This window comes from Enterococcus sp. DIV0183 (assembly GCF_050541505.1).
Taxonomy (GTDB): Bacteria; Bacillota; Bacilli; order Lactobacillales; family Enterococcaceae; genus Enterococcus; species Enterococcus faecalis.
Map to the genome: position 1 here is coordinate 379,473 of NZ_CP172932.1, position 26,867 is coordinate 406,339.

Below are 26,867 nucleotides of genomic sequence, written 5' to 3' on the forward strand. Positions count from 1 at the left end.
ATAATTGGACTATACCAAAATAAACCGTAAGGAGCGTGTCAAAATGCAAATTATCCGTGTAGCAAATGCAGAAGAAGGCGGCAAAAAAGCGTTTGAATTAATTAAAGAAGGTATGAACAATGGTGCGAAAGTTTTAGGCTTAGCAACAGGTAGTACACCAGAAACATTATATAAAGAAATGACAGCAAGTGATGTCGACTTTACAGAAATGACTTCTGTAAACTTAGATGAATATGTTGGTTTAGGTGGCGAAGATGAGCAAAGTTACCGTTATTTCATGAACAAACACTTATTTGACAAAAAACCATTTAAAGAAACATTTGTACCAAATGGTAAAGCAGAAGATTTAGATGCTGCTTCCGCAGAATATGAAAAAATTATTGATGCACATCCAGTAGATATCCAAATCTTAGGTATTGGTCAAAATGGACATATTGGTTTCAACGAACCAGGCACACCTCTAGATAGCTTAACACATGTCGTTGAGTTGACTGAATCAACAATCAACGCAAACAAACGTTATTTTGACAAAGTAGAAGATGTCCCAACACGTGCTGTTTCTATGGGGATTGGCTCAATCATGAAAGGTAAAAAAATGATTTTAATGGCTTATGGCGAAGCAAAAGCAGAGGCCATTAAAGGAATGATTGACGGACCAGTAACAACAGACATGCCAGCAAGTGCATTACAAAACCATCAAGATGTTGTTGTAATCATTGATGATGCAGCTGCAAGTAAATTATAATCGTTGATGAAAAAGAACTTGAAATATAAGGATTTCCTTATGTTTCAAGTTCTTTTTTTGTTATACTGGAAGTAATAGAAGAAGAGGTGAAAAGGATGTTACAGCTAACAATTCCAGAAATTATTTTACGGTTAGTCCTAGCGATGGTGATGGGTGGCGCAATTGGTTTTGAAAGACAATATAAGAATCGCCCAGCAGGGATGCGCACTCACATTTTAGTTTGTATGGGCGCGGCTATTATTGCGTTAATTCAGTCGCAAATTGCAATCAATGCATTGAAAGATGCGTTAGCTAATCCGGCTTTGACGGGGGTCATTCGTTCAGATCAAGCAAGGTTGATTGCACAAGTTGTAAGTGGAATCGGCTTTTTAGGTGCTGGAACCATCATTGTAACGAAACAAAGTGTCACCGGATTGACGACAGCAGCGTCACTATGGACCGTTGCTGGTTTAGGGATCGCGGTGGGCATGGGCTACTATACGATTGCCTTAACAAGTTTTATCGGTGTATTATTTGCCTTAACCATTGTCAAACGAATTATTCACGTACCAACAATCAAAAAATTAGAAATTCGCTATCAACATAAACAAGAAACCAAAGAATTTATTAATCAGTATTTTGAAGAAAAACATATTGAAATTTATGATGTGAATTTCAATGTTTCTTGGGTGGATGATACAAAAATCTATACGAATATCTATACTATTGATTTGCCTAAAGGCCTAACGTATGCCGATGTTATCGAAGACCTATCTGTTTCAAATAATGTAACAAAATTACGATTGATTAATGTGTAGAAACATCTATTTATAATTAATGACAACCGCTATAAGTTAAAATGCTTATGGCGGTTTTCTTCTAGGACCTAGGACTGATTTTTTAAGTTTAATATTTCAAAAAGATTACAAAAGAGTTATGATTGTATTACGAGTTAGAAAGAAAGGTGATAAGTAAGATGAATAAAAAAAATAAATTTCTTAGTATTATTGTTGTTGTCGTTGTGATTATTGGTGCATTTGTGATGAAAGCTTATAATCAATTGATTACTTTAGATAATAAAGTCGAAGCAGAATGGTCACAAGTAGAGAATGTAATGCAAAGACGTGCTGATTTAATTCCGAATCTTGTCAGTAGTGTTCAAGGCAGTATGACTCAAGAAAAAGAAGTTTTAAAAGAAATAACGGAAGCACGTAAAGCATACGCAGGAGCAAAATCTTCTTCTGAAAAAGGGCAAGCAAATGAGCAAATTGAAAAAGGATTAGGTAATTTTGTTACAGTATTGAATGAAGATTACCCAAAGTTAGCTTCTTCTGAAAATGTCAAAACCTTAATGACTCAATTAGAAGGATCTGAAAATCGAATTTCTGTTGAACGCCGTAACTATATACAAGCTGTTGAAACATATAACCAACAGATTTCAAAATTCCCTGATAAAATAATTGCAAAACTTTTAGGATTTGAGAAGAAAACTAACTATGTTGCGACAGAGCAGGGAAAAGAAGTGCCGCAAGTGGAATTTAAATAAAAATTTATAGAAAATTTGGGTTAAAAAGAAAGAAGTGAGGAAGGTTGGATAAAAAAGTCGAAAAAATTCAAGAAAAAGTTCGTTTGTTTTATAAAAAGCATCAGCGGAATACAACGATTGTTGTGGTAATTAGTTTAAGTATGATTTTAATATTAGGAATGGCTGCTTGGTATGAAGGAAAGGGAATCTCTTATGAAGCAAAACAAACTGCACTGAGAGAGAAGCAACATGCCTTACAAAAAAAGAGAGACGATATTTTAGCAGGGAAAATGACTGAAGCGTCAACCCAGACAACAATAAATAACTTTTCTAAACAAGAAATAACTGGTGAAAATGAATTAGTGACAATTACTGGAACGAATGGGCAGTTGAACATTAATGATGCTAATATCTATGTTTCAGATAATGCAGGTATTGTCTCAAATCAACTTAAACAGAAAATGTTTCAATTGAATCAACAATTGTTGGAAAATGCGAATGGCGCACAATTTATGCTTATTACCGTTCCTGCGTTACCTAGTGGGGAATCTGTTGAATCTTACAGCAATAAGATTGCTAATCAATTAGGTGTAGGGGATCGTGAAAAAAATAATGGTGTGGTTTTTCTAATGGCAATTGAGGATCGCGAGTCTCGCTTGGAAGTTGGATATGGCTTAGAGAGTATTTTAACGGATAGCTATGCGGATGATATTATTAATAATGAAGAAGTAAAAGAGGCTTTTAGAGACGAGGATTATAATACAGGTCTCAATAAAATTATTGATCAAGTATCGGCTGCAATCAATTCAAAAACCGCACAAGTGGATAATGAATTAACAAATATACAAACAGAGTTAAACACTAATACAACGAAAAGAAATGTTCTTTTAATGGCAAGTATTGCTGGGATGCTCATTTGTGCTGTTTATATTTTACAAATTTTAAGAACAAGAAAACTTGTTAAAAAAATGTATCAAGATTATTTGAATTGTTTACCAACAAAGGCTGTCCTAAATAACTCAGAACAGACAAAGGAAGTATTAAATAAGATGAAAAAGACTTCTTTTTATTGTTTATATCTTAATGGAGCAACGTTATTTGCCACAAAAGGGAAAATAAGACGTGCCACTAAGCGTGGTTCTTTACTAAGTATATATCCAAATGCAAAAAAACAATCTTTTGGGCGTTTATTAGTAGGAGATACTTTATATAGTTATGATGGTAGTGTTTTGACGTATGCTTATTTAAACTCACAATACAATCCGTCTAATCATAGTAGTTCTGGTAGCGGCAGTGGTGGTTCATTCGGTGGCGGCTCATTCGGCGGTGGCGGTGCCTCAGGAAGTTGGTAAAATAAAAAGCTAGAAACGTTGATCGTTTCTAGCTTTTTGCTATTTATCTAAACCGTAAAGATAGTCATCATCTTTCATGGCTTCAACTGTTCCTAGTAAATAGCCATTTCCTACTTGGGAGAAGAAGTCATGGTTGCTAGTTCCTGTCGAAATACCATTCATTACAATCGGGTTCACATCATTGGCTGTATCCGCAAATAAGGGATCCATACCTAAGTTCATTAAAGCTTTGTTGGCGTTGTAACGTAAAAAGGTTTTTACTTCTTCGGTCCAACCTAAGTCATCATATAATTCTTCTGTATAACGTTCTTCGTTTTCGTACAATTCGTAAAGTAAATTATACATCCAGTCTTTTAGTTTATCTTGCTCATCTTCTGGTAATTCATTAAATCCTAATTGGAATTTATAGCCAATATACGTGCCGTGCACTGATTCATCACGGATAATCAATTTAATAATTTCAGCGACGTTCGCTAGTTTATTGTTGCCTAAATAGTAAAGGGGAGTGTAGAACCCAGAATAGAATAAAAACGTTTCTAAAAATACACTAGCAATTTTTTTCTCTAATGGAGTACCGTTTTTATAAATTTCGTTAATCCGTTCTGCTTTATATTGCAGATGTTTGTTGGTATTTGTCCACTCAAAAATATCATCAATCTCTTTTTTTGTATTTAATGTACTGAAGATAGAAGAATAACTTTTGGCATGGACAGATTCCATGAATTGGATGTTATTTAAGACGGCTTCTTCATGGGGCGTCCGCACATCATTTCTCAGTTGATCCATGCCGCTTTCTGATTGAACAGTATCTAATAAAGTTAAACCGCCGAAAACGTAGCCGACAGTAGTTTTTTCTAAATCGGAAAGAGTCCGCCAATCATCTAAGTCATTGGATAACGGAATCCGTGTATCTAACCAAAATTGTTCGGTTAATTTTTCCCAAGTGGATTTATCAATGACGTCTTCAATGGCGTTCCAGTTAATTGCTTCATAATACGTTGCCATGGTTATTCCTCCTGTATGCTGAGACAGCAGTCTGTTTGACTAGTTGTCTCGTTTCTTCGCTTAAAACGTTCTACAGAGTCCAAATAGGAGCGTGCAGCCGTTCTTCTTTGTCCAGTATATCTGAAAATGTCCTGTTTAAAAAGAGAACATTCCTAAAAAATAAGACGCTCAAGCAGAACGCCTTATTTAAGTGCTTTTCATTAAATCACGCAAGACTCACATTGATTGCTGCCAATTTCTTCAGCATCATCTGTAAATGTACGAATATAGTAAATTGATTTAATCCCTTTGTTGAACGCATAATGACGTAAAATGTTTAAGTCACGGGTTGTTTGTTTTGGTGTTTCTTTCCATTCATACAAGCCTTCAGGGATTTCTGAACGCATAAACAAGGTTAAACTCATTCCTTGATCAACGTGTTGTTGCGCTGTTGCGTAGACATCAATCACTTTGCGCATATCCATGTCGTAAGCAGAAGTATAGTAAGGGATTGTATCATTAGCTAAATAAGGCGCTGGATAGTAAATCTTACCAATTTTCTTCTCTTGACGTTCTTCAATCATACGAGTAATTGGATGAATGCTGGCACTAGTATCATTAATATATGAAATTGAACCATTTGGCGCTACGGCTAAACGATTTTGATGATAAAGACCATCTTTTTTCACAGCATCGCGTAACGCAGCCCAATCTTCAGCCGTTGGAATCTGAATGTCTTTGAAAATTTCTTTCACTTTATCAAATTTTGGTGTAAAGTTGCCTTCAATATATTTATCGAAGTAAGCACCAGAAGCATAATCTGATTTTTCAAAATTATGGAAGACTTGGTTACATTCTTTCGCAATTTGGTTACTTTCCATTAAAGTCCAGTAATTTAATAACATGAAATAAATGTCTGTAAAGTCTAATGATTCTTCAGAGCCATATTCCATATGATTTTTAGCGAAGAAGGTGTGTAAGCCCATTGCGCCTAGTCCGATTGTATGGCTTAAACGATTTCCATTTTGGATAGTTGGCACGACATCAATTTCAGAAGCATCTGTTACAAAAGTTAACGCACGCGTCATAGCGCGGACAGATTTTCCAAAGTCAGGACTTTCCATTAAATTAACAATGTTAGTTGAACCTAAGTTACAACTAATATCTGTTCCTAAAACTTCATATTCTTGTTTCCCATTAATAACAGAAGGCGTTTGAACTTGAAGAATTTCAGAACATAAGTTACTCATGATAATCTTGCCATCAATCGGATTGTTTTTGTTAGCTGTATCAATATTGATGATATAAGGATAGCCAGATTCTTGTTGTAATTTAGAAATTTCATTTTCTAAGTCACGGGCTTTAATTTTACGTTTACGTATGTTTGGATTGGCCACTAGGTTATCATATTCTTTGGTAATATCTACATAGGAATAAGGCACACCATATTCACGTTCCACACTATAAGGACTAAATAAATACATATCTTCGTTGTTACGCGTTAATTCGTAAAATTTATCTGGAACAATAACACCAAGAGACAACGTTTTTACACGGATTTTTTCATCAGCGTTTTCTTTTTTAGCAGATAAGAACATTTCAATATCTGGATGGAAGACGTTTAGATAAACCACACCAGCACCTTGACGTTGACCTAGTTGGTTAGAGTAGCTAAAGCTATCTTCAAATAATTTCATAACAGGGACAACACCACTTGCTGCGCCATCATAACCTTTGATTGGTGCGCCCGCTTCACGTAAGTTTGAAAGAGTAATTCCTACGCCACCGCCGATTCGTGATAATTGAAGGGCAGAATTAATTGAACGCCCAATGCTGTTCATATCATCTGTTACTTGAACTAAGAAACAAGAAACCAATTCACCTCGACGTTTACGCCCAGCGTTTAAGAAAGAAGGTGTGGCTGGTTGATACCGTTGATGGATCATTTCATCCGCCAATGTTAAAGCCAACTCTTCATCGCCATCCGCAAAATACAAGGCATTAAAGGCAACACGATCTTCATATGTTTCTAAATACTCTGTTCCGGCGTTGTTCTTTAAAGCGTATTGAGAATAAAATTTATAAGCCGCCATGAAAGACTTGAATTGGAAATGTTGTTCATCTAAGAAAGCATATAATTTTTCAATAAAGTCCATTGAATATTTTTCGATGAATTCAGTTTCAATAAAATCTTCTTTCATTAAAAAGTTGATTTTTTCTTCAGCAGAGCTGAATTTACGTGTATTCGGTTCTACATTTTCTTTAAAGAAGGCCGCGAGTGCTTCTTTATCTTTATTTAAAGGGATTTGACCATCAACAGGACGGTTAATCTCGTTATTCAGTTTGAAATAGCTGACATCTTTAATTTCTTTTAGACTCAATTTCTTCCACTACTTTCTTAAAGGTCTCCACGTCTTCGTCTGTTCCGCTAAACTCAAAGGAGTATAGAAGCGGAACGTGGTAATCGCGGGAAATATCTTTGGCGGTATAGACAAATAATTCAGCAAAATTACGGTTGCCCCCACCAGCTACACCAACTAACAGTTCTTGGTTACTTTTATAATCAAGAAAGTCATTCACTACCTCTGTAATTTCTGCATCATAGGTAGGAATGACAAGAATAAAAGGCTCATTTATTTCAAAAAAAGGATTCGCTGGCTCAAGTTCATAAGCAGGCAAATCCAATTTTTTAATAAAGCGCCTTGTTTGACCGGTGACTGAAAAATAAACAAGTTTCATCTTAGCTAGCCAATTGTTTTAATTGGTCTGGACGGAAGCCAACAACGGTTGTTGCTTCAGATGTGATTACCGGTACGCTTTGGAACCCTTGTTCTTTTAACCAGTCGATAGCATCTGGTTGTGCGTCGATATTGATTTCTTCAAAAGCGATGTTATTTTCACTTAGGAAACGTTTCGCCATTTTACATTGGATACAGTTATTTTTTGAAAAGATTTTTACGTTCATTGAAAGTTCCTCCTCTTTTTTTCTACATAGACTAGTATAAATCTATGTAGAAAAAAGTCAACACTTTAACACTATATATTGTGGTGCGTTTTTCTCATAATACTAGTTTTTGTGTTTTTGAAAGAAAAATGAAAACACGTGAATCCTCGTTTTTGGGAGAAAAAACACATTGGTCAGTGTTTGACAAACAAAAAAATTAAAATTTTGAAAGAGAACATTTAGTGAAAAAACACTAAATATTGTGTTGACATTTGAGTTAGGCACAAGAAGAAAAAATAAGTGGATTTGTTATTGAATGAGTGGAATTTTATAGTAGCTAGTAACATAAAAAACAAGAGCTGACTTTTTTCAAAAATAGTAACCTGAAAAAAGTGTCTCTATATAGAAGGAAAATAGAAGAAAACAGGAGATACATCCAGAAATTCATTGACTTTCCGTGTAAGCAAGCGTATTCTTTTAATTGAGAACGATTCTCATTTTCGTTTGAAACTTTTTCACATGGAGGGAAGTAAATGATTACGTTAGCGCAGGCAGAAGTTGGGAAAGTCTATACAGTCGAAAGCGTCCAAGCAGATGTTCAGACAAAGAAACATCTGAACAATTTAGGTGTCGTTGCAGGCCAAGCAGTTGTCCTTGTCAATTATCAGAATCAAAATGGTATTGTTTTATTACATAATAGTCGAATTGCGCTGACAGATACGATTTTACAAGCGATTCATGTGGAGGAGCGCTCGGCGAATGAGAAAGTTTGGGTCTCCTTGGATACCTTAAAAGTTGGAGAACGCGCTACAATAGTAGGGATCCACGGACAAGGAGCGGTGAAACGTCGGTTGATGGACATGGGCTTAACAAAAGGAACAGTAATTTTTATTCGCAAAGTAGCTCCTTTAGCTGATCCAATTGAAATCAATGTACGTGGCTACGAACTAACGTTACGAAAAAGTGAAGCGGAACTAATCTTGGTTGAAAAGGAGGAAAGCGAATGACTCAGCAAATTGCACTAGCCGGCAACCCTAATAGCGGTAAAACGACAACGTTCAATATGTTAACAGGAGCCAACCAATATGTTGGAAACTGGCCAGGGGTGACTGTGGAACGCAAAGAGGGGGTGGCAAAGAAAGATAAGACACTCATTATTCAAGATTTGCCAGGGATTTACTCTCTTTCTCCTTATACGCCTGAAGAAATTGTGGCACGAGATTATCTTTTGGAGGACCAACCTTCAGTGATTTTGAATATTCTCGATGTGACCAATTTGGAACGGAATCTTTATTTAACAACACAATTAATTGAAACTGGATTACCGGTTGTTTGTGCGTTAAATATGATGGATTTGTTGGAAAAAAACGGCCAAACATTGAATAGTGAAAAGTTAAGTTATGGCTTAGGCGTGCCTGTCGTTGAGGTTAGTGCTTTGAAGAATCGTGGGTTGGATCATGCTTTAAAACAAAGTAAGCAGCGAGCGAATGCCATAGAGACAGAGGTTATTTATCCTTCTTATGATAATCGCTTAGAAGCAGCACTTGCTGAAATTGTTGATATTTTAGGGAATACTGTTCCTGAAACGCAACAGCGTTGGTATAGTTTAAAACTTTTTGAACGAGATGTTCGAACCAAAGAGCAATTATTATTGAGTTCTTTTCAAGAAAAAGAAATTGAAGAAGTCATTCAAATTACTGAAAAAATCTTTCAAGATGAAAGTGAAGCGATTATCATCAATGAACGCTATGCCTTTATTGCTCGATTAATTGCTTTGTGTGCGACGAAAAAAACAGAAATGACATTTACTCACAGTGATAAGATTGACCGAGTGGTAACCAATCGGTGGTTGGCGTTGCCAATCTTTGCGTTTGTGATGTGGTTGGTCTATTACTTGTCTATTCAAACGGTTGGTACAATGGGGACAGACTGGTTAAACGATGTCTTTTTCGGGGAATGGGTTCCTCAATTTGTGGGAAATTGGTTGGCGCAATGGCAAGTAGCGCCATGGATGCAAAGTTTAATTTTAGATGGGATCATTGCAGGTGTTGGGGCTGTGTTAGGATTTTTACCACAACTGGCCGTCCTGTTTTTATGTTTAGGTTTTTTAGAAGATTGTGGCTATATGGCCCGGATTGCCTTTGTCATGGATCGCTTGTTTCGGAAATTCGGCCTATCTGGTAAGTCGTTTATTCCGATGTTAATTGCGACAGGTTGTGGGGTCCCAGGCGTGATGGCTAGTCGAACGATTGAAAACGAACGCGATCGGCGAATGACTATTATGGTCACGACTTTTATGCCATGTTCGGCGAAGTTGCCAATTATCGCTCTGATTGCAGGTGCATTTTTTCCTAACCAAAGTTGGGTCTCGCCCTCTGCTTATTTCTTAGGGGTTGCTTCCATTGTGTTATCAGGAATTGCTTTAAAAAAGACCAAGCATTTTTCGGGAGATCCAGCACCATTCATTATGGAACTTCCCGCCTATCATTTGCCACAGCTTAGAAGTGTGGTTCGGCATGCCTATGAACGATGTCGCTCATTTGTAAAAAAAGCAGGTACGATTATTTTTGTTTCCAGTATTCTCATTTGGTTCATGTCCCATTATTCTGTGACGTTTCAACCCGTTCCAGAAAGTCAAAGTATTCTAGCATTTCTAGGTAAAGGGTTGGCGGTGCTATTTATCCCATTAGGCTGGGGTAATTGGCAAGGGGCAGTTGCCACAATTACAGGATTGATAGCGAAAGAAAATATTATTGGTACCTTAGGCATTTTATTTGGCAATGTGAAAGATGTTTCTGAAAACGGGGTAGAAGTCTGGGGCGCACTGCAACACACCTTTACGCCAGTCGCGGCCTATTCGTTCTTAACTTTTAACTTATTATGTGCACCTTGTTTTGCTGCAATTGGCGCAATTCGTCGTGAAATGGGAGACCTCAAATGGACATTAGGAGCCATTGGTTATCAATGCGGTTTGGCTTATATGGTTAGTTTTGTGATTTATCAATTAGGCCATGTGTTAGTCGAAAAAGGCACACTAACTCTGGGGACTTTTTTAGCGATGGGTGTTGTTTTAGCTGGATTTTATTTCCTTATAAGAAAACCAAAGCCAGGCAAAGAAAGTGTCCAAGCAATCACTTCTTTAGAAAGAGGGTAATAACGGATGGCAACAATTATTTTATCCATTTTAATTTTTGGAACAGCAGGAATCATCACCTATCGACGAATCAAAAAAGGGGAAAGTTGTGAAGATTGTCAAACAGCTTGTCCTGTAAAAAAAGAACAATCTTCACAAGAATAACAACTGAAAAAAATTCCCTCTTGTATAAATAATAGCGGAGTGCTACAATATTGAGGTAGCTGAAAAGCCATTTTATACAACGGGGGCATAGCTCAGTTGGTTAGAGCATCTGACTCTTAATCAGAGGGTCTAGGGTTCGAATCCCTATGCCCCCATTGGGTGCCAAACCCACGAGAACGGTATTCTGTCGGCGTCTTAGGACGTTTCGAAGACGGAGTACGCGTTCTCTTTTTTTACATAAAATGTCGTGTGTCGTGAGAGATACACTAGTTAAATCGGTTAAAGAATGCTACGCTTAGAAGAGCGAGAAAGTACGTTATATAAAAAAAGTTAAAAATTTTTCAGGCTAAAAAAGCGAATTTACCAAAAAGCGCACTTTTTGGTTCCTATGAAACGAAAAAGTACGTACTATACAGCATGTACGGCACGGTATATGATGATATCAGAAAACGTTAAAGGAGCGAATCAAATGATTACATCACTAGCAGATACAGTAACATTAAACAACGGCACTAAAATTCCAGGAATGGGTCTCGGGGTATTCCAAATACCAGATGAAGAGACAGCAAAAGTGGTCGAAGAAGGGATTATCAATGGTTATCGTTTAATCGATACAGCGCAAATCTATGGCAATGAATCTGGCACAGGAGCGGGAATTAAAGCAGGCTTAGCGGCAACTGGTTTGAACCGTGAGGACTTATTTGTTACCTCGAAAGTTTGGAACGCGCATATTTCCTATGATGAAACAATTCAAGCTTTCAATGATAGTTTGGAACGTTTAGGTTTAGATTATTTAGATTTGTATTTAATTCATTGGCCAGGAAATAATTCTTACAAAGAATCATGGCAAGCTTTAGAAACTTTATATGCTGAAGGAAAAGTGAAAGCAATTGGTGTCAGCAACTTCCAAGTTCATCATTTAGAAGATTTACTTTCTTATGCAAAAGTTGTTCCGGTAATTAACCAAGTGGAACTACATCCAAAATTGGATCAAAAAGAAGTGCGTGATTTCTGTGAAAAACATGATATCAAAGTCCAAGCTTGGTCACCATTGATGCAAGGCCAATTATTATCTAATGAAACCATTTTGGCGATTGCTGAGAACCATAATAAATCAGCAGCCCAAGTGATTTTACGTTGGGATATTCAACAAGATATCTTATTAGCGGTGAAATCTGTCCACAAAGAACGGATGATTAGCAATGCAGCGGTCTTTGATTTTGAACTAAGTGCAGAAGAAATGGCACAAATTAACCAATTGAATGAATCGTTACGTGTGGGACCAGATCCAGACACGTTTGATTTCTAAAAATTAACTAGGAGGAGATACAATGAGTGAAGCAGTTAAAGGTTTTTCAGTAGTCAACCACGTGGGGATTACAGTCAGTAATTTGGATGAATCAGTGAAGTTTTATGAAGCATTAACAGGAACAAAAATCGCAAATCGTGATGAAATTGGTGGAAAACGGATGGCCCAAACACAAGGGTTAGATGATACATTAATCAAGTATGCCAATGTGCATCTAGAAAACATCAATATTGATTTATTAGAATATGTTAAACCAAAATCAGAAAAAGCTTCTTATTCCAACGAACAAATTAGTGCAATGCATATGTGTTTCGAAGTGGAAGATATTGATGCAGCTGTTGCACGTTTAAGAGCGATTGGCGTAGAACCTGATGGAGAGCCGATTACATTCCAAGAAGAAGATGGCTTGAAGAGCGGTTTTGGTACAGGGGTTGCTTACTTTACCGATCCAGATGGTACAAATTTAGAATTGATTGCTCCTAAAGGTCCATTTACACGAAATTAAGTTAAAAGACTTTCAAACAAACATCAAAAAGACCCCCTCATTCTAGTATCACTAACTAGAATGGGGGCTCTTTTTATTTTTTGAGACAGAAGTCGCTAAAGAAAAGATATTCCAAATCCGTAATTGATGGTATACTAAAACGTAACAAATAAAGGAGGAAGACAATTGATTCTTAGCGTCTTAACAGTTATTTATTTTATTAATGCAATTATTGCGGGAATTACCATTTTGTTAAAACCTCGAGATGTAGCAGCAATTTGGGCATGGCTACTCGTACTGATTGCTCTACCCGTTTTTGGTTTTTTCTTATATTTATTCTTTGGTCGAGGTTTAACCGACAAAAAGAAATTTTATTTGCAACAAAGTGATTTACGGGAATTAGAGAATTTCCAGAATTTCCAAGAAGAAAGTTTTGAACTTTATAGTCAAAAGATGCCGACGGAGGAGCAACAACAGTTTACAGACTTTTTTTCCTCGTTAAATAGGATGCCCCTGACTAAGAAAAATGATGTTGAAATTTTTACGGATGGTACGGAAAAATTCAATGCGTTGATGGCGGACATAAAAAAAGCTCAGCACTCCATTCATATTGAATATTATGCCTTTGTAACGGATCATATCGGCACCAAAATTTTGAACTTATTAGAAGAAAAGGCGGCTGAAGGGGTTGAAGTGCGGTTGCTTTACGATGCCTTTGGCTCAAAGGGCACCAAGGTTCATCATTTGAATGAATTGAAAAAAAACGGTGGTTTTGTCCAAACGTTTATTACTTCTCAAAAAGCACTTTTGAAGTTTCGTTTGAATTATCATGATCACCGGAAAATTGTTGTTATTGACGGAAAAGTAGGCTACATTGGCGGCTTTAATGTTGCCGATCAATATGCCGGAACGACTAAAAAGTTTGGCTATTGGCGGGATACACATTTACGGATTCAAGGGCCAGCAGCCTCATTACTGCAAATGCGTTTTTTAATGGATTGGAACGTCTCTTCCCCCGAGAAAAATCGTGTGGCGTATCAATTGGATTATTTCTTTAAACTTGAAGCATTGGTGCCAGAGGCAAATACATCCATTCAGATGATTGCCAGTGGTCCTAACAGTGACCGTGAACAAATTAAATTGGCCTTTATTAAATTGATTACTTCTGCCAAGAAAAGAGTCTGGATTCAAACGCCGTATTTAGTTCCTGATGATAGTGTCTTGGCTGCTTTAAAGGTTGCTGCGGCTTCAGGAGTAGATGTTAAAATTATGATTCCAGATAAGCCCGACCATCCGTTTATTTATCGAGCAACACAGTATTACGGCCGCTTATTGATGAAAGAAAATATTGAAATTTTAATTTATAACGGTGGTTTCTTACATGCGAAAACAATGATTATGGATGATGAAGTCTGCACAGTTGGTTCAGCCAATCAAGATATCCGAAGTTACAAATTAAACTTTGAAGCAAATGCTGTGTTATATGATAAAAAAATCATTGATCAATTAGAAGCAATTTTCTTAGAAGATCGAAAAAAATGTACAACAATGACTCCAGAAGTTGTTCGCGACATGTCAAAATGGTTGATTTTTAAACAACAAATTTCACGATTATTTTCACCAATTCTTTAAAACTGTTTTTCACAAAATGACGAACTTCTGATCCGAAGTTCGTCATTTTTCTTCGGGAATTTTATAAAAGTATAGAAAATCACAAAAAAAGTCAAAAAAAATTTAAAGAATATTTTTTAATTTTATTCGTTATTTTTTTATCTGTAGTTGCTGTTAAAACAAATAAATATTATTTTTAATTTGTTATTTTATTTTTGTGAAAAAGGGACATCTTTTATAAAAGTAAAAAAAATTAAGCAAAGAGTGTTGACAAAAAAAACGAAAAGGAATATGCTACATGTACAAGTTGAATACAAAGCAATGACAGAAAAGCAGTAGAGAAATAACCACTGTTACAGAAAGCTAGTGGCGCTGGAAACTAGTACACGTTATTTATCGAATTACATTCTTGAGCTTCTGCCTACAGGGCACGGGTAACAGCGTTATTTGTTAAGAGGTATATAGTATTTTAAATAAACTAAACTATGTATAAATTTGGGTGGTACCACGAGAAATTCGTCCCTAAGTCGTTTCGACGGCTTAGGGATTTTTTGTATTCTTTTTTTGAATACGTGGCAGACCAAAGAAAATTTCGTGAACCCGTGTATACATAGAAATAAACACGGAATATCGTGTAAAAACAAGTGTGTTAATCGTTTATTTCTTTAAATGAACGATTTCCTATAAAGAGATAATTATAAATATGGAGGGTGATAACATGAATATCATTGACGAGCTAGCATGGCGTGATGCAATCAATCAACAAACAAACGAAGAAGGACTAAGAGAACTTACAGAAAATACGAGCATTTCGCTATATTGCGGTGTCGATCCAACTGGAGATAGCATGCATATTGGACATTTAATTCCTTTTATGATGATGAAACGATTCCAATTAGCAGGTCATCACCCATACATTTTAATTGGTGGCGGAACTGGAACAATTGGTGACCCAAGTGGACGAACAACTGAACGTGTTTTACAAACGATGGAAGCTGTGCAACATAATGTGGACAGTCTTTCAAATCAAATGAAAAAATTATTTGGTAAAGATGCTGAGGTAACAATGGTGAACAACTACGATTGGTTATCAGAACTATCTTTATTAGATTTTTTAAGAGATTACGGGAAAAACTTTAATGTCAACACGATGTTGGCAAAAGACATTGTCGCTAGTCGTTTAGAAAGTGGCATTTCCTTTACAGAATTCACATACCAAATTCTTCAATCAATTGACTTTTACACATTGCATAAAAAACATAATATTCAATTGCAAATTGGTGGCGCTGATCAATGGGGCAATATCACTGCAGGATTAGATTTGATTCGTAAAAAAGAAGGACCAGAAGCCAAAGTATTCGGGTTAACCATTCCTTTAATGCTAAAAGCAGATGGTACAAAATTTGGGAAAACAGCGGGTGGCGCTATCTGGTTAGATCCTAAGAAAACCTCACCATTTGAATTCTACCAATTCTGGTTAAACCAAGATGATCGTGATGTCATCAAATACTTGAAATTCTTTACTTTCTTAGATAAAGAAGAAATCGATGCGTTAGCTGAAAAAGTTGAAAAAGAACCAGGTAAACGTGAAGCACAAAGACGCTTAGCTGAAGAAGTGACACGATTTGTTCACGATGATGCAGCATTAGAAGAAGCGCAAAAAATTTCAGAAGCTCTTTTCTCAGGCAATATTAAAGACTTAACGATTGAGGAAATCGAGCAAGGGTTAGAACATGTGCCAACTGTTGAAATTACCAAAGATGCTAAAAACATCGTAGATTGGTTAGTTGACACAGAAATCGAACCATCAAAACGTCAAGCTCGCGAAGATGTGAGCGGAGGAGCTATAAGTATTAACGGTGACCGAGTTACCGATTTAGATTTTGCAGTCGATCCAACACAACATTTCGATGGAAAATTCGTTGTTGTACGGAAAGGGAAGAAAAATTACTTTTTAGCAAAAGTAATGGATTAGAAATTGATAATAATTTCACGAAGAGAAGACGTGTGATTATTTGATCAAAGTTAAAATTCTATTTCTCCTTACAGGTAGTGGTGAAACCGTTAATACACCTAATAAGAGTGGGATTGTACACACAATCCCACTCTTATTTTTTTATATAATGGTTCTGACAAGACACCTTGTGAAAAAATTATAAAATTAAAGAGCTATGATAACCATTGTTATTTTTCTTCTTTACACTTTAGCCGTTTGGGTGTAAGTTGTGAATGCAAAATCTAATTCATTAAAATTTGTAAGGAGGAATTTTCGTATGAAAAACGAAAAATTAGCAAAAGGCGAAATGAACCTTAATGCACTATTCATTGGGGACAAAGCCGAAAACGGACAATTATATAAAGACTTGTTGATCGACTTAGTAGATGAACATTTAGGATGGCGTCAAAACTACATGCCACAAGACATGCCAGTTATCTCTTCTCAAGAACGCACATCTGAAAGCTACGAAAAAACTGTCAACCATATGAAAGATGTATTGAATGAAATCTCTTCTCGCATGCGTACACATTCAGTTCCATGGCATACAGCAGGTAGATATTGGGGACATATGAACTCAGAAACATTAATGCCTTCTCTATTAGCTTACAACTTTGCAATGCTATGGAACGGGAACAACGTTGCCTATGAATCTTCTCCAGCAACTTCTCAAATGGAAGAAGAAGTAGGACATGAATTTGCTCACTTAATGAGCTACAAAAATGGTTGGGGACACATCGTTGCTGATGGTTCTTTAGCTAACTTAGAAGGCTTATGGTATGCCCGTAACATTAAATCATTACCATTTGCTATGAAAGAAGTAAAACCAGAATTAGTTGCTGGCAAATCAGATTGGGAACTATTGAACATGCCAACAAAAGAAATTATGGACTTATTAGAATCAGCTGAAGATGAAATTGATGAAATCAAAGCTCATTCAGCTCGTTCAGGTAAACATTTACAAACAATCGGTAAATGGTTAGTTCCACAAACTAAACACTATTCTTGGTTAAAAGCTGCTGATATTATCGGTATCGGTTTAGATCAAGTTATCCCAGTACCAGTTGACCATAACTACCGTATGGATATCAACGAATTAGAAAAAATCGTTCGTGGCTTAGCAGAAGAACAAATTCCAGTGCTAGGTGTTGTCGGTGTAGTTGGTTCTACTGAAGAAGGTGCCGTTGACTCAATCGATAAAATTATTGCTTTACGCGATGAATTAATGAAAGACGGTATTTACTATTATGTACACGTTGATGCTGCTTATGGTGGTTATGGACGTGCCATCTTCTTAGACGAAGACAACAACTTCATCCCTTACGAAGATTTACAAGATGTTCACGAAGAATACGGTGTCTTCAAAGAGAAAAAAGAACACATTTCAAGAGAAGTGTATGATGCATATAAAGCAATCGAATTAGCAGAATCAGTAACAATTGACCCTCATAAAATGGGTTATATCCCTTATTCAGCTGGTGGTATCGTTATCCAAGATATCCGTATGCGCGACGTTATTTCTTACTTCGCAACTTACGTATTTGAAAAAGGTGCCGATATTCCTGCGTTACTAGGTGCTTATATCCTTGAAGGTTCAAAAGCTGGTGCAACAGCTGCTTCTGTATGGGCTGCACATCACGTTTTACCTTTAAACGTTGCAGGTTATGGTAAATTAATTGGTGCTTCAATTGAAGGATCACATCATTTCTATAACTTCTTGAATGATTTAACATTCAAAGTTGGCGACAAAGAAATCGAAGTCCACACATTAACTCATCCAGACTTCAACATGGTTGACTATGTGTTTAAAGAAAAAGGCAACGATGATTTAGTAGCAATGAACAAATTAAACCATGATGTATATGACTATGCATCATACGTTAAAGGAAATATTTACAACAACGAATTCATTACTTCACATACTGACTTTGCTATTCCAGATTATGGCAACAGCCCATTAAAATTTGTAAACAGCTTAGGATTTAGTGACGAAGAATGGAACCGTGCAGGTAAAGTAACTGTGTTACGTGCTGCTGTAATGACTCCATACATGAACGATAAAGAAGAATTTGATGTTTACGCTCCTAAGATTCAAGCTGCTTTACAAGAAAAATTAGAACAAATTTACGACGTAAAATAATTGAATCTTAAACGGAAAAAAGAAATGGTAACCGAACGAGGGAACGTTCGTCTGGTTGATTTATTTAAGAGATAAATCAACCAGACGGCTAACCTCTTAACCAATTCTTTGTCTGGGTAAGAGGCAGTCGAATGACTGTTTTACTCAGCGTATAACAGTCATTCATGCTCCTTATCCAAAATCTTATAAGGAGTGTACAAAATTGGATAAACAACAAGTTAAAAAAATTGAATTAGGTACTTTTATCGGTTTAACAATGGCATTGTGTGCAACTGTACGTAGTATCCCAACACTTGCTGCTGTTGGTTGGACATTAATTTCTTACACAATTTTCGCGGTCTTATTCTTTGCTGGTCCAATCGCATTGATATCTGGTGAATTATCTACGATGCTTCCTCAAGAAGGTGGCCCTCAACTTTGGGTTAAAACTGCCTTAGGTAGCAAATGGGGATTTGTTGTCGCTTGGTTACTATGGGTGCAAATGTTCCCAGGAATGGTAATGGTTGCTTCTACATTAGGCCCTTTGCTAGGTAATACATTTGGTAATGTTCATTTAGGTGAAAATCATTGGTTCGTATTAGGTTGTATCTTAGTGATTTACTGGATTATTACAATCTTGAACTTGAAATTTGATATGGCGAAAGTTGGCGGAAATATTGGTGTTTGGCTAGGTGTTTACATCCCAGTATTAGTTATGTTTGTTTTAGGTCTTCTTTCAATGATTAAAGTAGGCTTAACACCTGGCGGCTATTTAGGTGCCTTCTCTTGGTCAAAAGTTTTACCAAACTTAGAAAATATGGACACATTTAAATATCTAGCAGGGATTGCGTTTATCTTTGTTGGGATTGAAATGTCTTCTGTTTATATTCCTCGTTTGAAAGATGCAACAAAAAATTATACAAAAGGCGTTTTCATTTCATTAATTGGTTTAGTTTTATTAAACGTTATTAATGCAATGTTTGTTGCTAATATTGTTCCAAATGGCAAAATGGAATTGTCTAACATTACACAACCAATTTTGCTTTATTGTGACGTTTTAGGTTTACCAACAATTATTGGTAATATCTTTAGTTTCATGGTCTTCTTAGGTGTGTTATTACAATTATCTGCTTGGGTTACTGGACCATCAAAAACAATTATTCAAGTTGCTCGTGATGGCTTATTGCCACCAAAATTTGGTTTCCATCGCGAAAATAAATATGGCGTTTCTCGTAACGTTGTGTTAACACAATCTGTGGTTATCTCATTATTCGCTTTACTTTATGGGGTAATGGATGATGTCAACGCTGTATTCTTAACTTTAACAAATGCAACAACAATTATTTATAGTATTGTGTATGTATTGATTGCGATTTCCCTAATTAAATTACGTAAATCTCAACCAGATACACTACGTCCTTACCGAATTGGTAAAAAAGGTAATGGCTTAGCTTATTTAGTGGCAGCAATGTTAATTTTTAGTGTTATCATTGTTATTTTCGCCACATTAGGTACAACAACCGTGACTGATGCAGTCTTAGTTGCATTAATCACTATTGTCATGTTTGTGATTCCGTTAATCATTAATCGCTTTAAAAAAGCAAGTTGGGCAACGGAAGTAAAAGAAGATTTAGGTGAATAAAAAGGCCAGCAATTATTTTGCTGAGTGCCTCTTCATCTGATGACTATAGTAAATTGTCGTTTGGAAACTGAAGCAAGTTCGATTATTGCTTCAGTTTTCGCTTTCCATAAAAGGAGGTTTTCATATGAAATCAACGAAACCCACTGTTTCGTTCGCTGAAAGTTTAGGCATTTTGGTTGCCTTGTTAGCGATTCTCGGGTACTTAATTATTGGTCAAAAATTAACCCCTCACATACCGATTCTTTTTGTATTCATGTTGTTGTTGCTTTATGGCAAATGGAAAGGATTTTCTTGGGATGAGATCCACGAAGGCATTGTGGAAGGGATTAAACCAGGGATCATTCCGATTATTATTTTCTTGTTGATAGGTGTCTTAGTTGCTACTTGGATCTTGTCTGGGACGATTCCAACAATTATGGTTTATGGTTTTAAAATTATCTCAGTGAAGTTCTTCTTACCAACCGTTTTTGTGGTCTGTGCACTAGTTGGTGTGACGGTAGGGAGCTCCTTTACGACTGTTTCAACTATGGGGATTGCCTTTCTAGGTATTGGACATATTCTTGGATTCGACAATGCGATGACAGCTGGTGCAGTTGTTTCAGGTGCCTTTTTAGGGAACAACATTTCACCGTTATCTGATACAACAAACTTAGCTGCTGGAATTGGTGGCGTGAACCTTTTTGAACATATACTAAACATGATGTACACTGTTATTCCGGCGTTTATTATTTCGATTGTCGGCTATATCTTCTTGGGGCATCAATCTGGTTCGGCGGATTTACAATCGGTTGATGCAATGGTCCAAACGTTACATCAAGGATTCTGGATTTCACCGATTACATTGTTGCCAGTAGCGGTTTTATTCTTATTCGCCTGGAAAAAGGTACCGGCTATTCCAACATTACTAGTCGGCTCTACAGTGGCGGTCATCTTAGCTTTTATAAATGATCATCACCTAAGTTTAGCGAAAGTTTCTACCATCTTAATGAGTGGTTATGTGGCAGATACAGGGGACCAAAGTATTGATACACTTTTATCTCGTGGTGGGATTGAAAGCATGTTAGGTTCTGCTGCGTTGATTATTTTGGCATTAGGTTTGGGCGGCTTGTTGATTAAGTTTAACATCGTGGCTACTTTAATTGATAAAATTAAAGGCTATGTGAATAATCCAGCTAAATTAATCGCTTTAACTGCTTTAAGTTCTGTGGGAATTAACTTACTAGTTGGCGAACAATATTTGTCAATTATTTTACCAGGGGAAACATTTAAATCCTCATTTACTCGTTTAGGTATTGATAAAAAATATTTAACTCGTACTTTGGCAGATGCTGGGGCGGCAGTCAACTCGTTAATTCCTTGGGGAGTTAGTGGTACCTTCATTATGGGAACGTTAAAAGTTGGTGCACTAGAATACTTACCGTATGCCTTTTTCCCATTGCTTTGTCCCATTATCACCGTCATTTTGGGGATATTCTTAAAAAAACAACAAGGGGAAAACAAAAAAGCACCAGGGACTAACGTTGAATTGTGAGTTTTTTCAGATAATTAAACAATTGGTTACGATTGAACCTCAGTGTATCTACTGATTGGTTCAATCGTTTTTTCGTCACAGATTTTTTACAATTCTTCATATAATCTTTGAAGCTCCTTAAAGGCAATTTAATTATTCTAAGTTATGATACAAAGGATCAATCAAATAGGTGGATGAACGTGGTGTTAAACTCATAGAGACTAACAGTAGTTTATTCTTGCTCAATGTTGAGGTGTAGGTTCGAATCCTACCGTCCACTTTCTGTTATTTAAACCAACTTAGAACGAAACACAAACAAGTGACGGATACACATGATTAAGGTACAATAAGGGTAGGGAAAACAAGGAGGAATTCTTATGAAAAAGATAGGGCTTATTTCTAGTGCTTTTCTTTTAACCCTTGCTTTAGCAGCATGCGGCGGCGGAAAAAGTACAGAAAATACGGATAGTCGTTCCAGTGCTGCGGAAAGTACCACAGTCGAGAGTACAAAAGCATCTGCTACAAAAGAATCAAGTAGCAAAGCAACAACAAAATCTAGTGATGCGAAACCGTCAGGAACAACAACAGCTGATTCGAAAGCAACAGCTTCTTCTACGAAGGAAGCGGCAAATAATGGCTCAGCAGAGAAGCAATCACCAGCGAAAAATGCGAATCCAGATGACCAAGCCAACCAAGTGCTTAACCAGCTAGCAAACATGTTTCCTGGTCAAGGCTTACCGCAGGCAATTTTAACGAGTCAAACGAATAACTTTTTAACTGCAGCGACAACTTCACAAGCGGATCAAAACAATTTCCGTGTTTTATATTATGCAGAAAAAGAAGCGATTCCAGTGAATGATGCACGTGTCAATCAGTTAACGCCAATTAGTTCTTTTGAGAAAAAAACATATGGCTCTGATGCCGAAGCAAAAAATGCAGTGAACCAAATCATTGACAATGGCGGTCAACCAGTAGATTTAGGTTACAATATTACTGGGTATAAACAAGGGGCGGCAGGTTCTAGTTACTTATCTTGGCAAGAAGGCAATTGGAGTTTAGTCGTACGGGCCTCAAATATCAATGGTGAATCGCCTGATGATTTAGCGAAAAATGTTGTCAACATTTTGGAACAAGAAACATTACCAGCACCGAATACCGTTGGTCAAATCACACTGAACGTGGCAGGAACCACTGACTATAATCGCAACTCAGTAGTTTGGCAAGCCGGTACAGTCGTTTACTCTGTCCATCATTTTGACCCAATTCAGGCAGTGAAGATGGCAACATCGATTTAAATAATCAAAAGAAAGCGTGCAACAATGCCCATTGTCGCACGCTTTCTTTTATTATTTTTGTTCTGTATAACCTTGTGACTCCACCAATTCTTGGCTTTTCTTCATGCTAATTCCCTTAGAAGAATCTCCATCAATCTGGATACCATCCACTTTTTTTGCTTTATCATAATCAAGTTTTTCATAATTAATCGTCAATTTTTCGATGGCTTGTTTGTCCTCATAGGTCAGTTTGTAATCAAGCCCTTTGATGTCCTCATATTGTTTAGAAACGGGTTCCAACGCTGTTTTTGCCTCTTCTTTTGTAATCCCCAATTTGTCATAAGAAACAATGTTTTTAGCCGTTTGCGTTAAGACTTTATCTCCTTGGTACGTATAGGTTAAGGTGGAATCAATCCCATCTTGTGGCGAACCTACAAAGGTTTTTGTCTCTATTTTTGAACCGCAACTTGCAAGAAAGAATACCCCAATAAAAATTAAAAATACGCGTAAAAACTTTTTCATTTCTAGATAACCTCCTTTAGCTGTTTATTCTTGACTGTAACATAACACGGCAAATAATTACTGTTAAGTAGAAAGCTTGTGAGAAGTCCAGCAAATAAAAAACTTGCCTCTTCTCATAAAAATGAAGAGGCAAGTTTTTTATTTAGTAATATCACTTAAATCTGGTTGTGAGTGGGCCAACCGACTGGCAGCCGCAGCCGCAATTGCGCCCACGATATCATCCAAGAATGTGTGGACATGTTCGCCATCATGCGCATTTAACTCTTTTAAAATGCCTGGTTTTACCTTGTCGATATACCCATAGTTCGTAAAACCGATAGATCCATAAACATTTACAATGGAGAGCGCCATAATTTCATCAATGCCATAAAGCCCTTCATCTTCCGTTAAAATTTCTTGTAACGGTGAGAGTAGCTTGTTTTCTTCTGCCAGAATATCCAGTTGGACACCTGTAATAATCGCGTTGTGTACTTCACGCTTTGTTAACACGGCATCAACACTTTCTAAACAAGTATCTAATGTTAAATTGTCAATATAATCTTTTTGTAAAAATAACACAAGTTCAGCTAAATCATTCATTGTTACGCCACGTTCTTGCAATAAACGACGTGCGCTATTTTCTAACGTATCTCCTTGGATTACCATTTTTTGTCCTCCTAATTTCTGCTTTAGTTGAAGTTCTTCTTTCATGGTACCAAAAAGAACGATAAAGGGGAATTAGAATCTATTTTGGTAGAGAATAATTTAGTTGAAGTGTTATTTTTAGTTAAAAATTACTAAGCGTTCGGTTGTAACGATGCCATCACTTGTTTTAATTGTGTCACTGATTTTTGGAAGAGTTCTTTTTCAGCGGCATTCAGATTCAATTCAATAATGTCAGTCACACCTTGATTGCCAACGACTGCAGGAATCCCTGTAAATACATCTTGTTGCCCATATTGCCCATCTAAGTAAGCTGAGACAGGTAAAATAGCTTGTTCATTATTTAAAATGGCTTTAACAATGCGTGCAGTACTCATACCAATCCCATAATAGGTCGCTTGTTTGCGATCGATAATTTCATAAGCTGTATTTTTCACTTTATCAGAAATGATTGGTAAATCGTCACTAGTTAAGCGCTCTGTCGTATCCACAATTTCTAAAATAGGTTTGGTACCAATCATGGTATGAGACCAGACAGCCACTTCAGAATCCCCGTGTTCGCCAATAATATAGCCGTGAACATTGCGTGGATCAATCGCTAAACGTTGAGACAGTTCTTTGCGGAAACGAGTTGTGTCCAAAGTTGTACCAGTTCCAATTACTCTTGAAACAGGTAAACCAGAAGCTTGCCAAGCCACATAAGTCAGTACATCGACAGGATTTGAGGCAATCACTAAAATTCCATCAAAACCAGATTTCATGATATTGTTAACAATTGTTTTCATAATTTCTGCATTGATTGAAACCAAATCTAGACGACTTTGCCCAGGTTTTTGATTAGCACCAGCTGTAATCACGACGATATCGGCATCTTGGCAGTCTTGATAGTCGCCAGCCCAGACGTTTACATTTTCTTGACCCCAAGACACACCATCTAATAAGTCAATTGCTTCGCCTTCAGATTTGGCTTTGTCAATATCAACTAAGATTAATTCATTCGCAATCCCTTGGTTGATCATGGAATAGGCAATACTTGTGCCAACAAAACCAGTACCAATAATTGCGACTTTTTTGTTAAATACTTTCATCGTTCATCTCTTCTTTCTGTAATATTTCTTTCTTAGTGAATTATATCACGAACTTTTAGGTGTGGTTATACCAATCTGTAATAGTCTTTATTAACAATTTAAATAAGGGAAGCGTGCTTTTTTTGTTATGATAAGAGTAGGAAAATAGAGGAGATAAGGAGGCAAAATGACAACGACAACAGTGTATTATGCAAGCAATAATGAAAAACAGCCGAACTGTTTTCAACTAGTTATCGGTAGCTGTAGCTATGAACTTCCAAAAATAGAAATCTACGAAATCCTGGAATGTGTCGCTTCAGCATATGGCTATCAAAAAGAACCATTCATTGAAGAACAAACAGAATGTTTTGTTAAAGGCAACCGTTGTATACATGTTTCCCAACAAGCGACGACGTTGACTTTTGTTGTGAATGATCTGCGTTTAGTAATGGAAAAACAATGCCGGAATCACGAAGAAGTCTTTCAAGAAGTCAATCATATTTTATTGAATATTTTTGAGGAGACCCCTTGTGTTTTTCTCGAAAAGTAGGAAAGAAGGATTAAGATGAAACAGGTGAAAATAACAACTACCTCAGACTTGATTAATGGCGGCTGCAATGCCTGTCCGAATGTGAAGTGTACGAATTATCTTGTTCATGTAGAAGATGAAACAATTGCGTTAGAAATGCTAACCGTTGCAGATTTAGTAACTTTATTAGCACTCAAAGAAGGGTTTCGTCAAAAATTAGTTATGGAAATGTTCGAAGAATATACGGTGTTTGAAAGGGAAACTCATCAAGTTGTATTTAAGGAAGAGGAAACGAGAATTCTTTTTCAATCAAAAAAACAGACCATTCAAAGCACTCTTTTGTGTAAAGAGCCACAACAAGTGTTCCAAGAAACCCAGCAAATTTTACACCAACTATTTGAGTTAGAACCTTTTGAATTTGAATTGGTAGAGGAAACTGATGAATAAAAAACAGGAAAACGATTTAGCGAAAGCTAAGTCGTTCTCCTGTTTTTTAGGTTTGTCGTTCACGAATTTTTTCAACGATTCGGTTATAAACTTCAGAGAAGGAAGTATTGGCATGGTGATCGGTCTGGACAATGAAAATTTTTCGAGAAGCAAAGGACTGATCAATTGGTTGCCAAGGGATCTCATCGGAAATAGATAATCGAGAAACAATTGATTGCCCAATGTTATTTTTTAGCAATTGTAACAGGACTTCGTTGTTGTTTAATTCGATAATTGGTAAGTTGATGCTGTGTTCGTTGAGATAAAGCTCATTGAAAAAACGTAAGCCAGAGTTCTTTTCTCTTAAGAGCCAAAATTTTGAAGCGGCATCTCCTGCTAGAACTAGTTGATCTTCATAAACAATTTCTTTGTGTAGATTTTTGGTTTCAATGGGTTTTTCAATTAGTCCAATGTGGGCATGATTATTTTGAACCATATCCACGACTTCGTTTGAATTCATCAGTTGAATCGAAAAGTTGATGAGTGGAAAAGCGGTAACCAAACTCTCCATAATATCTGGCAGTAAATAAATAGCAACTGTATTTGAAGAGGCTATAATGCAGTCTTCTTTAAAATTCTCTTTTTCTGCAGCTTGCGCAAAAGAAGTAGTTAAGCTTTCAATAATCGAGAGCATTTTTGGATATAAAAAATCAGCTTCTTTGGTAGGAATAACCGATTGTTTTCCATTACGATAGAACAGCTTGATCGAAAAGTGTTGCTCTAATTTCTTGATTTGCAAAGAAACAGTTGGCTGAGAAATATACAATTGTTTGGCCGCCGCACTAAAATTTTTGGTTTCATACACAGCAATAAATGTTTTGATCCATTCGAACATAAAATCGCCTCTTT

The 26,867-nt window shown here is 36.6% G+C and carries 25 protein-coding genes, 1 tRNA gene and 1 other annotated feature; of the genes, 18 read left to right on the plus strand and 8 right to left on the minus strand.

What is annotated here, in order from left to right; all coding sequences use genetic code 11:
• Positions 1–43: 43 nt before the first annotated feature.
• From nagB to IGK72_RS01955, 4 genes are all read left to right on the plus strand, one after another.
• Positions 44–745, plus strand: a complete 702-nt coding sequence (nagB, locus tag IGK72_RS01940; RefSeq protein WP_002355352.1) for a glucosamine-6-phosphate deaminase — start codon at positions 44–46, stop codon at positions 743–745.
• Positions 746–840: 95 nt separating this feature from the next.
• Positions 841–1,542 carry an MgtC/SapB family protein gene (locus IGK72_RS01945; RefSeq protein WP_002355354.1) on the plus strand — a complete coding sequence of 234 codons (702 nt, stop codon included), beginning with the start codon at positions 841–843 and terminating at the stop codon, positions 1,540–1,542.
• Between the two features lie 158 nt (positions 1,543–1,700).
• Complete coding sequence (locus IGK72_RS01950; protein ID WP_002386098.1) at positions 1,701–2,270, plus strand: LemA family protein; 570 nt, start codon at positions 1,701–1,703, stop codon at positions 2,268–2,270.
• 44 nt (positions 2,271–2,314) lie between these two features.
• Positions 2,315–3,601 carry a TPM domain-containing protein gene (locus tag IGK72_RS01955; RefSeq protein ID WP_010819741.1) on the plus strand — a complete coding sequence of 429 codons (1,287 nt, stop codon included), beginning with the start codon at positions 2,315–2,317 and terminating at the stop codon, positions 3,599–3,601.
• A gap of 39 nt (positions 3,602–3,640) precedes the next feature.
• Here the strand turns inward: IGK72_RS01955 and nrdF are convergent, their stop codons facing one another.
• The 4 genes from nrdF to IGK72_RS01975 all read right to left on the minus strand — a co-directional run bounded on the left by nrdF (position 3,641) and on the right by IGK72_RS01975 (position 7,550).
• Positions 3,641–4,606, minus strand: coding sequence for a class 1b ribonucleoside-diphosphate reductase subunit beta (nrdF, locus tag IGK72_RS01960; RefSeq protein WP_002355357.1), 966 nt, complete (start codon positions 4,604–4,606; stop codon positions 3,641–3,643).
• Positions 4,607–4,806: 200 nt separating this feature from the next.
• On the minus strand, positions 4,807–6,966 hold the full coding sequence (gene nrdE / locus IGK72_RS01965; protein ID WP_023894899.1) for a class 1b ribonucleoside-diphosphate reductase subunit alpha: 2,160 nt from the start codon (positions 6,964–6,966) through the stop codon (positions 4,807–4,809).
• On the minus strand, positions 6,947–7,324 hold the full coding sequence (nrdI, locus tag IGK72_RS01970) for a class Ib ribonucleoside-diphosphate reductase assembly flavoprotein NrdI (RefSeq protein ID WP_070416192.1): 378 nt from the start codon (positions 7,322–7,324) through the stop codon (positions 6,947–6,949). Before nrdI ends, nrdE begins: the two co-directional genes overlap by 20 nt.
• 1 nt (position 7,325) lies before the next feature.
• On the minus strand, positions 7,326–7,550 hold the full coding sequence (locus IGK72_RS01975; RefSeq protein WP_002355360.1) for a redoxin NrdH: 225 nt from the start codon (positions 7,548–7,550) through the stop codon (positions 7,326–7,328).
• Positions 7,551–8,062: 512 nt separating this feature from the next.
• Between IGK72_RS01975 and IGK72_RS01980 the strand changes: the two genes are divergently transcribed.
• The 12 genes from IGK72_RS01980 to IGK72_RS02035 all read left to right on the plus strand — a co-directional run bounded on the left by IGK72_RS01980 (position 8,063) and on the right by IGK72_RS02035 (position 22,793).
• The gene (locus IGK72_RS01980) at positions 8,063–8,536 is read left to right on the plus strand and encodes a ferrous iron transport protein A (RefSeq protein ID WP_002355361.1); all 474 of its coding nucleotides are present in this window, start codon (positions 8,063–8,065) and stop codon (positions 8,534–8,536) included.
• Entirely contained in the window at positions 8,533–10,683 is a 2,151-nt protein-coding gene (feoB, locus tag IGK72_RS01985) for a ferrous iron transport protein B (protein ID WP_023894900.1), read from the plus strand. Before IGK72_RS01980 ends, feoB begins: the two co-directional genes overlap by 4 nt.
• A gap of 6 nt (positions 10,684–10,689) precedes the next feature.
• A complete protein-coding gene (locus IGK72_RS01990; protein ID WP_002355364.1) occupies positions 10,690–10,827 on the plus strand; it encodes a hypothetical protein in 138 nt (45 codons plus the stop codon).
• Between the two features lie 81 nt (positions 10,828–10,908).
• A tRNA-Lys gene (locus tag IGK72_RS01995) sits at positions 10,909–10,982 on the plus strand.
• 278 nt (positions 10,983–11,260) lie between these two features.
• Positions 11,261–12,136: an aldo/keto reductase gene (locus IGK72_RS02000; RefSeq protein WP_002384874.1), complete on the plus strand. Its 876-nt coding sequence runs from the start codon at positions 11,261–11,263 to the stop codon at positions 12,134–12,136.
• Between the two features lie 22 nt (positions 12,137–12,158).
• Complete coding sequence (locus IGK72_RS02005) at positions 12,159–12,641, plus strand: VOC family protein (protein WP_002355441.1); 483 nt, start codon at positions 12,159–12,161, stop codon at positions 12,639–12,641.
• A 165-nt stretch (positions 12,642–12,806) separates the two neighbouring features.
• Positions 12,807–14,252, plus strand: coding sequence for a cardiolipin synthase (gene cls, locus IGK72_RS02010; RefSeq protein ID WP_002361214.1), 1,446 nt, complete (start codon positions 12,807–12,809; stop codon positions 14,250–14,252).
• A 291-nt stretch (positions 14,253–14,543) separates the two neighbouring features.
• Positions 14,544–14,758 (plus strand) — a binding site (T-box leader).
• A 191-nt stretch (positions 14,759–14,949) separates the two neighbouring features.
• The gene (gene tyrS / locus IGK72_RS02015) at positions 14,950–16,206 is read left to right on the plus strand and encodes a tyrosine--tRNA ligase (protein WP_002355444.1); all 1,257 of its coding nucleotides are present in this window, start codon (positions 14,950–14,952) and stop codon (positions 16,204–16,206) included.
• 298 nt (positions 16,207–16,504) lie between these two features.
• The gene (gene tdc, locus IGK72_RS02020; RefSeq protein WP_023894902.1) at positions 16,505–18,367 is read left to right on the plus strand and encodes a tyrosine decarboxylase; all 1,863 of its coding nucleotides are present in this window, start codon (positions 16,505–16,507) and stop codon (positions 18,365–18,367) included.
• A gap of 202 nt (positions 18,368–18,569) precedes the next feature.
• The gene (gene tyrP, locus IGK72_RS02025; RefSeq protein ID WP_002355453.1) at positions 18,570–19,988 is read left to right on the plus strand and encodes a tyrosine-tyramine antiporter; all 1,419 of its coding nucleotides are present in this window, start codon (positions 18,570–18,572) and stop codon (positions 19,986–19,988) included.
• A 124-nt stretch (positions 19,989–20,112) separates the two neighbouring features.
• On the plus strand, positions 20,113–21,519 hold the full coding sequence (nhaC, locus tag IGK72_RS02030) for a Na+/H+ antiporter NhaC (protein ID WP_002358632.1): 1,407 nt from the start codon (positions 20,113–20,115) through the stop codon (positions 21,517–21,519).
• Between the two features lie 356 nt (positions 21,520–21,875).
• Positions 21,876–22,793, plus strand: coding sequence for a hypothetical protein (locus IGK72_RS02035; RefSeq protein ID WP_002358633.1), 918 nt, complete (start codon positions 21,876–21,878; stop codon positions 22,791–22,793).
• Between the two features lie 51 nt (positions 22,794–22,844).
• Here the strand turns inward: IGK72_RS02035 and IGK72_RS02040 are convergent, their stop codons facing one another.
• From IGK72_RS02040 to IGK72_RS02050, 3 genes are all read right to left on the minus strand, one after another.
• Positions 22,845–23,294 (minus strand): YehR family lipoprotein, encoded by a 450-nt coding sequence (locus IGK72_RS02040; RefSeq protein WP_002355456.1) that lies wholly within the window; start codon positions 23,292–23,294, stop codon positions 22,845–22,847.
• Positions 23,295–23,432: 138 nt separating this feature from the next.
• Complete coding sequence (locus IGK72_RS02045; RefSeq protein WP_002355457.1) at positions 23,433–23,939, minus strand: phosphatidylglycerophosphatase A family protein; 507 nt, start codon at positions 23,937–23,939, stop codon at positions 23,433–23,435.
• Between the two features lie 131 nt (positions 23,940–24,070).
• Positions 24,071–25,024, minus strand: a complete 954-nt coding sequence (locus IGK72_RS02050) for an L-lactate dehydrogenase (protein ID WP_002358635.1) — start codon at positions 25,022–25,024, stop codon at positions 24,071–24,073.
• Between the two features lie 166 nt (positions 25,025–25,190).
• Between IGK72_RS02050 and IGK72_RS02055 the strand changes: the two genes are divergently transcribed.
• Both IGK72_RS02055 and IGK72_RS02060 read left to right on the plus strand, forming a co-directional pair.
• Positions 25,191–25,553, plus strand: coding sequence for a DUF4809 family protein (locus IGK72_RS02055; protein ID WP_002361220.1), 363 nt, complete (start codon positions 25,191–25,193; stop codon positions 25,551–25,553).
• A gap of 15 nt (positions 25,554–25,568) precedes the next feature.
• Entirely contained in the window at positions 25,569–25,979 is a 411-nt protein-coding gene (locus IGK72_RS02060; protein ID WP_070416191.1) for a DUF4809 family protein, read from the plus strand.
• Between the two features lie 46 nt (positions 25,980–26,025).
• Here IGK72_RS02060 and IGK72_RS02065 read toward each other — a convergent pair whose 3' ends face one another.
• Entirely contained in the window at positions 26,026–26,853 is an 828-nt protein-coding gene (locus IGK72_RS02065) for a LysR family transcriptional regulator (RefSeq protein WP_002358639.1), read from the minus strand.
• Positions 26,854–26,867: the final 14 nt, after the last annotated feature.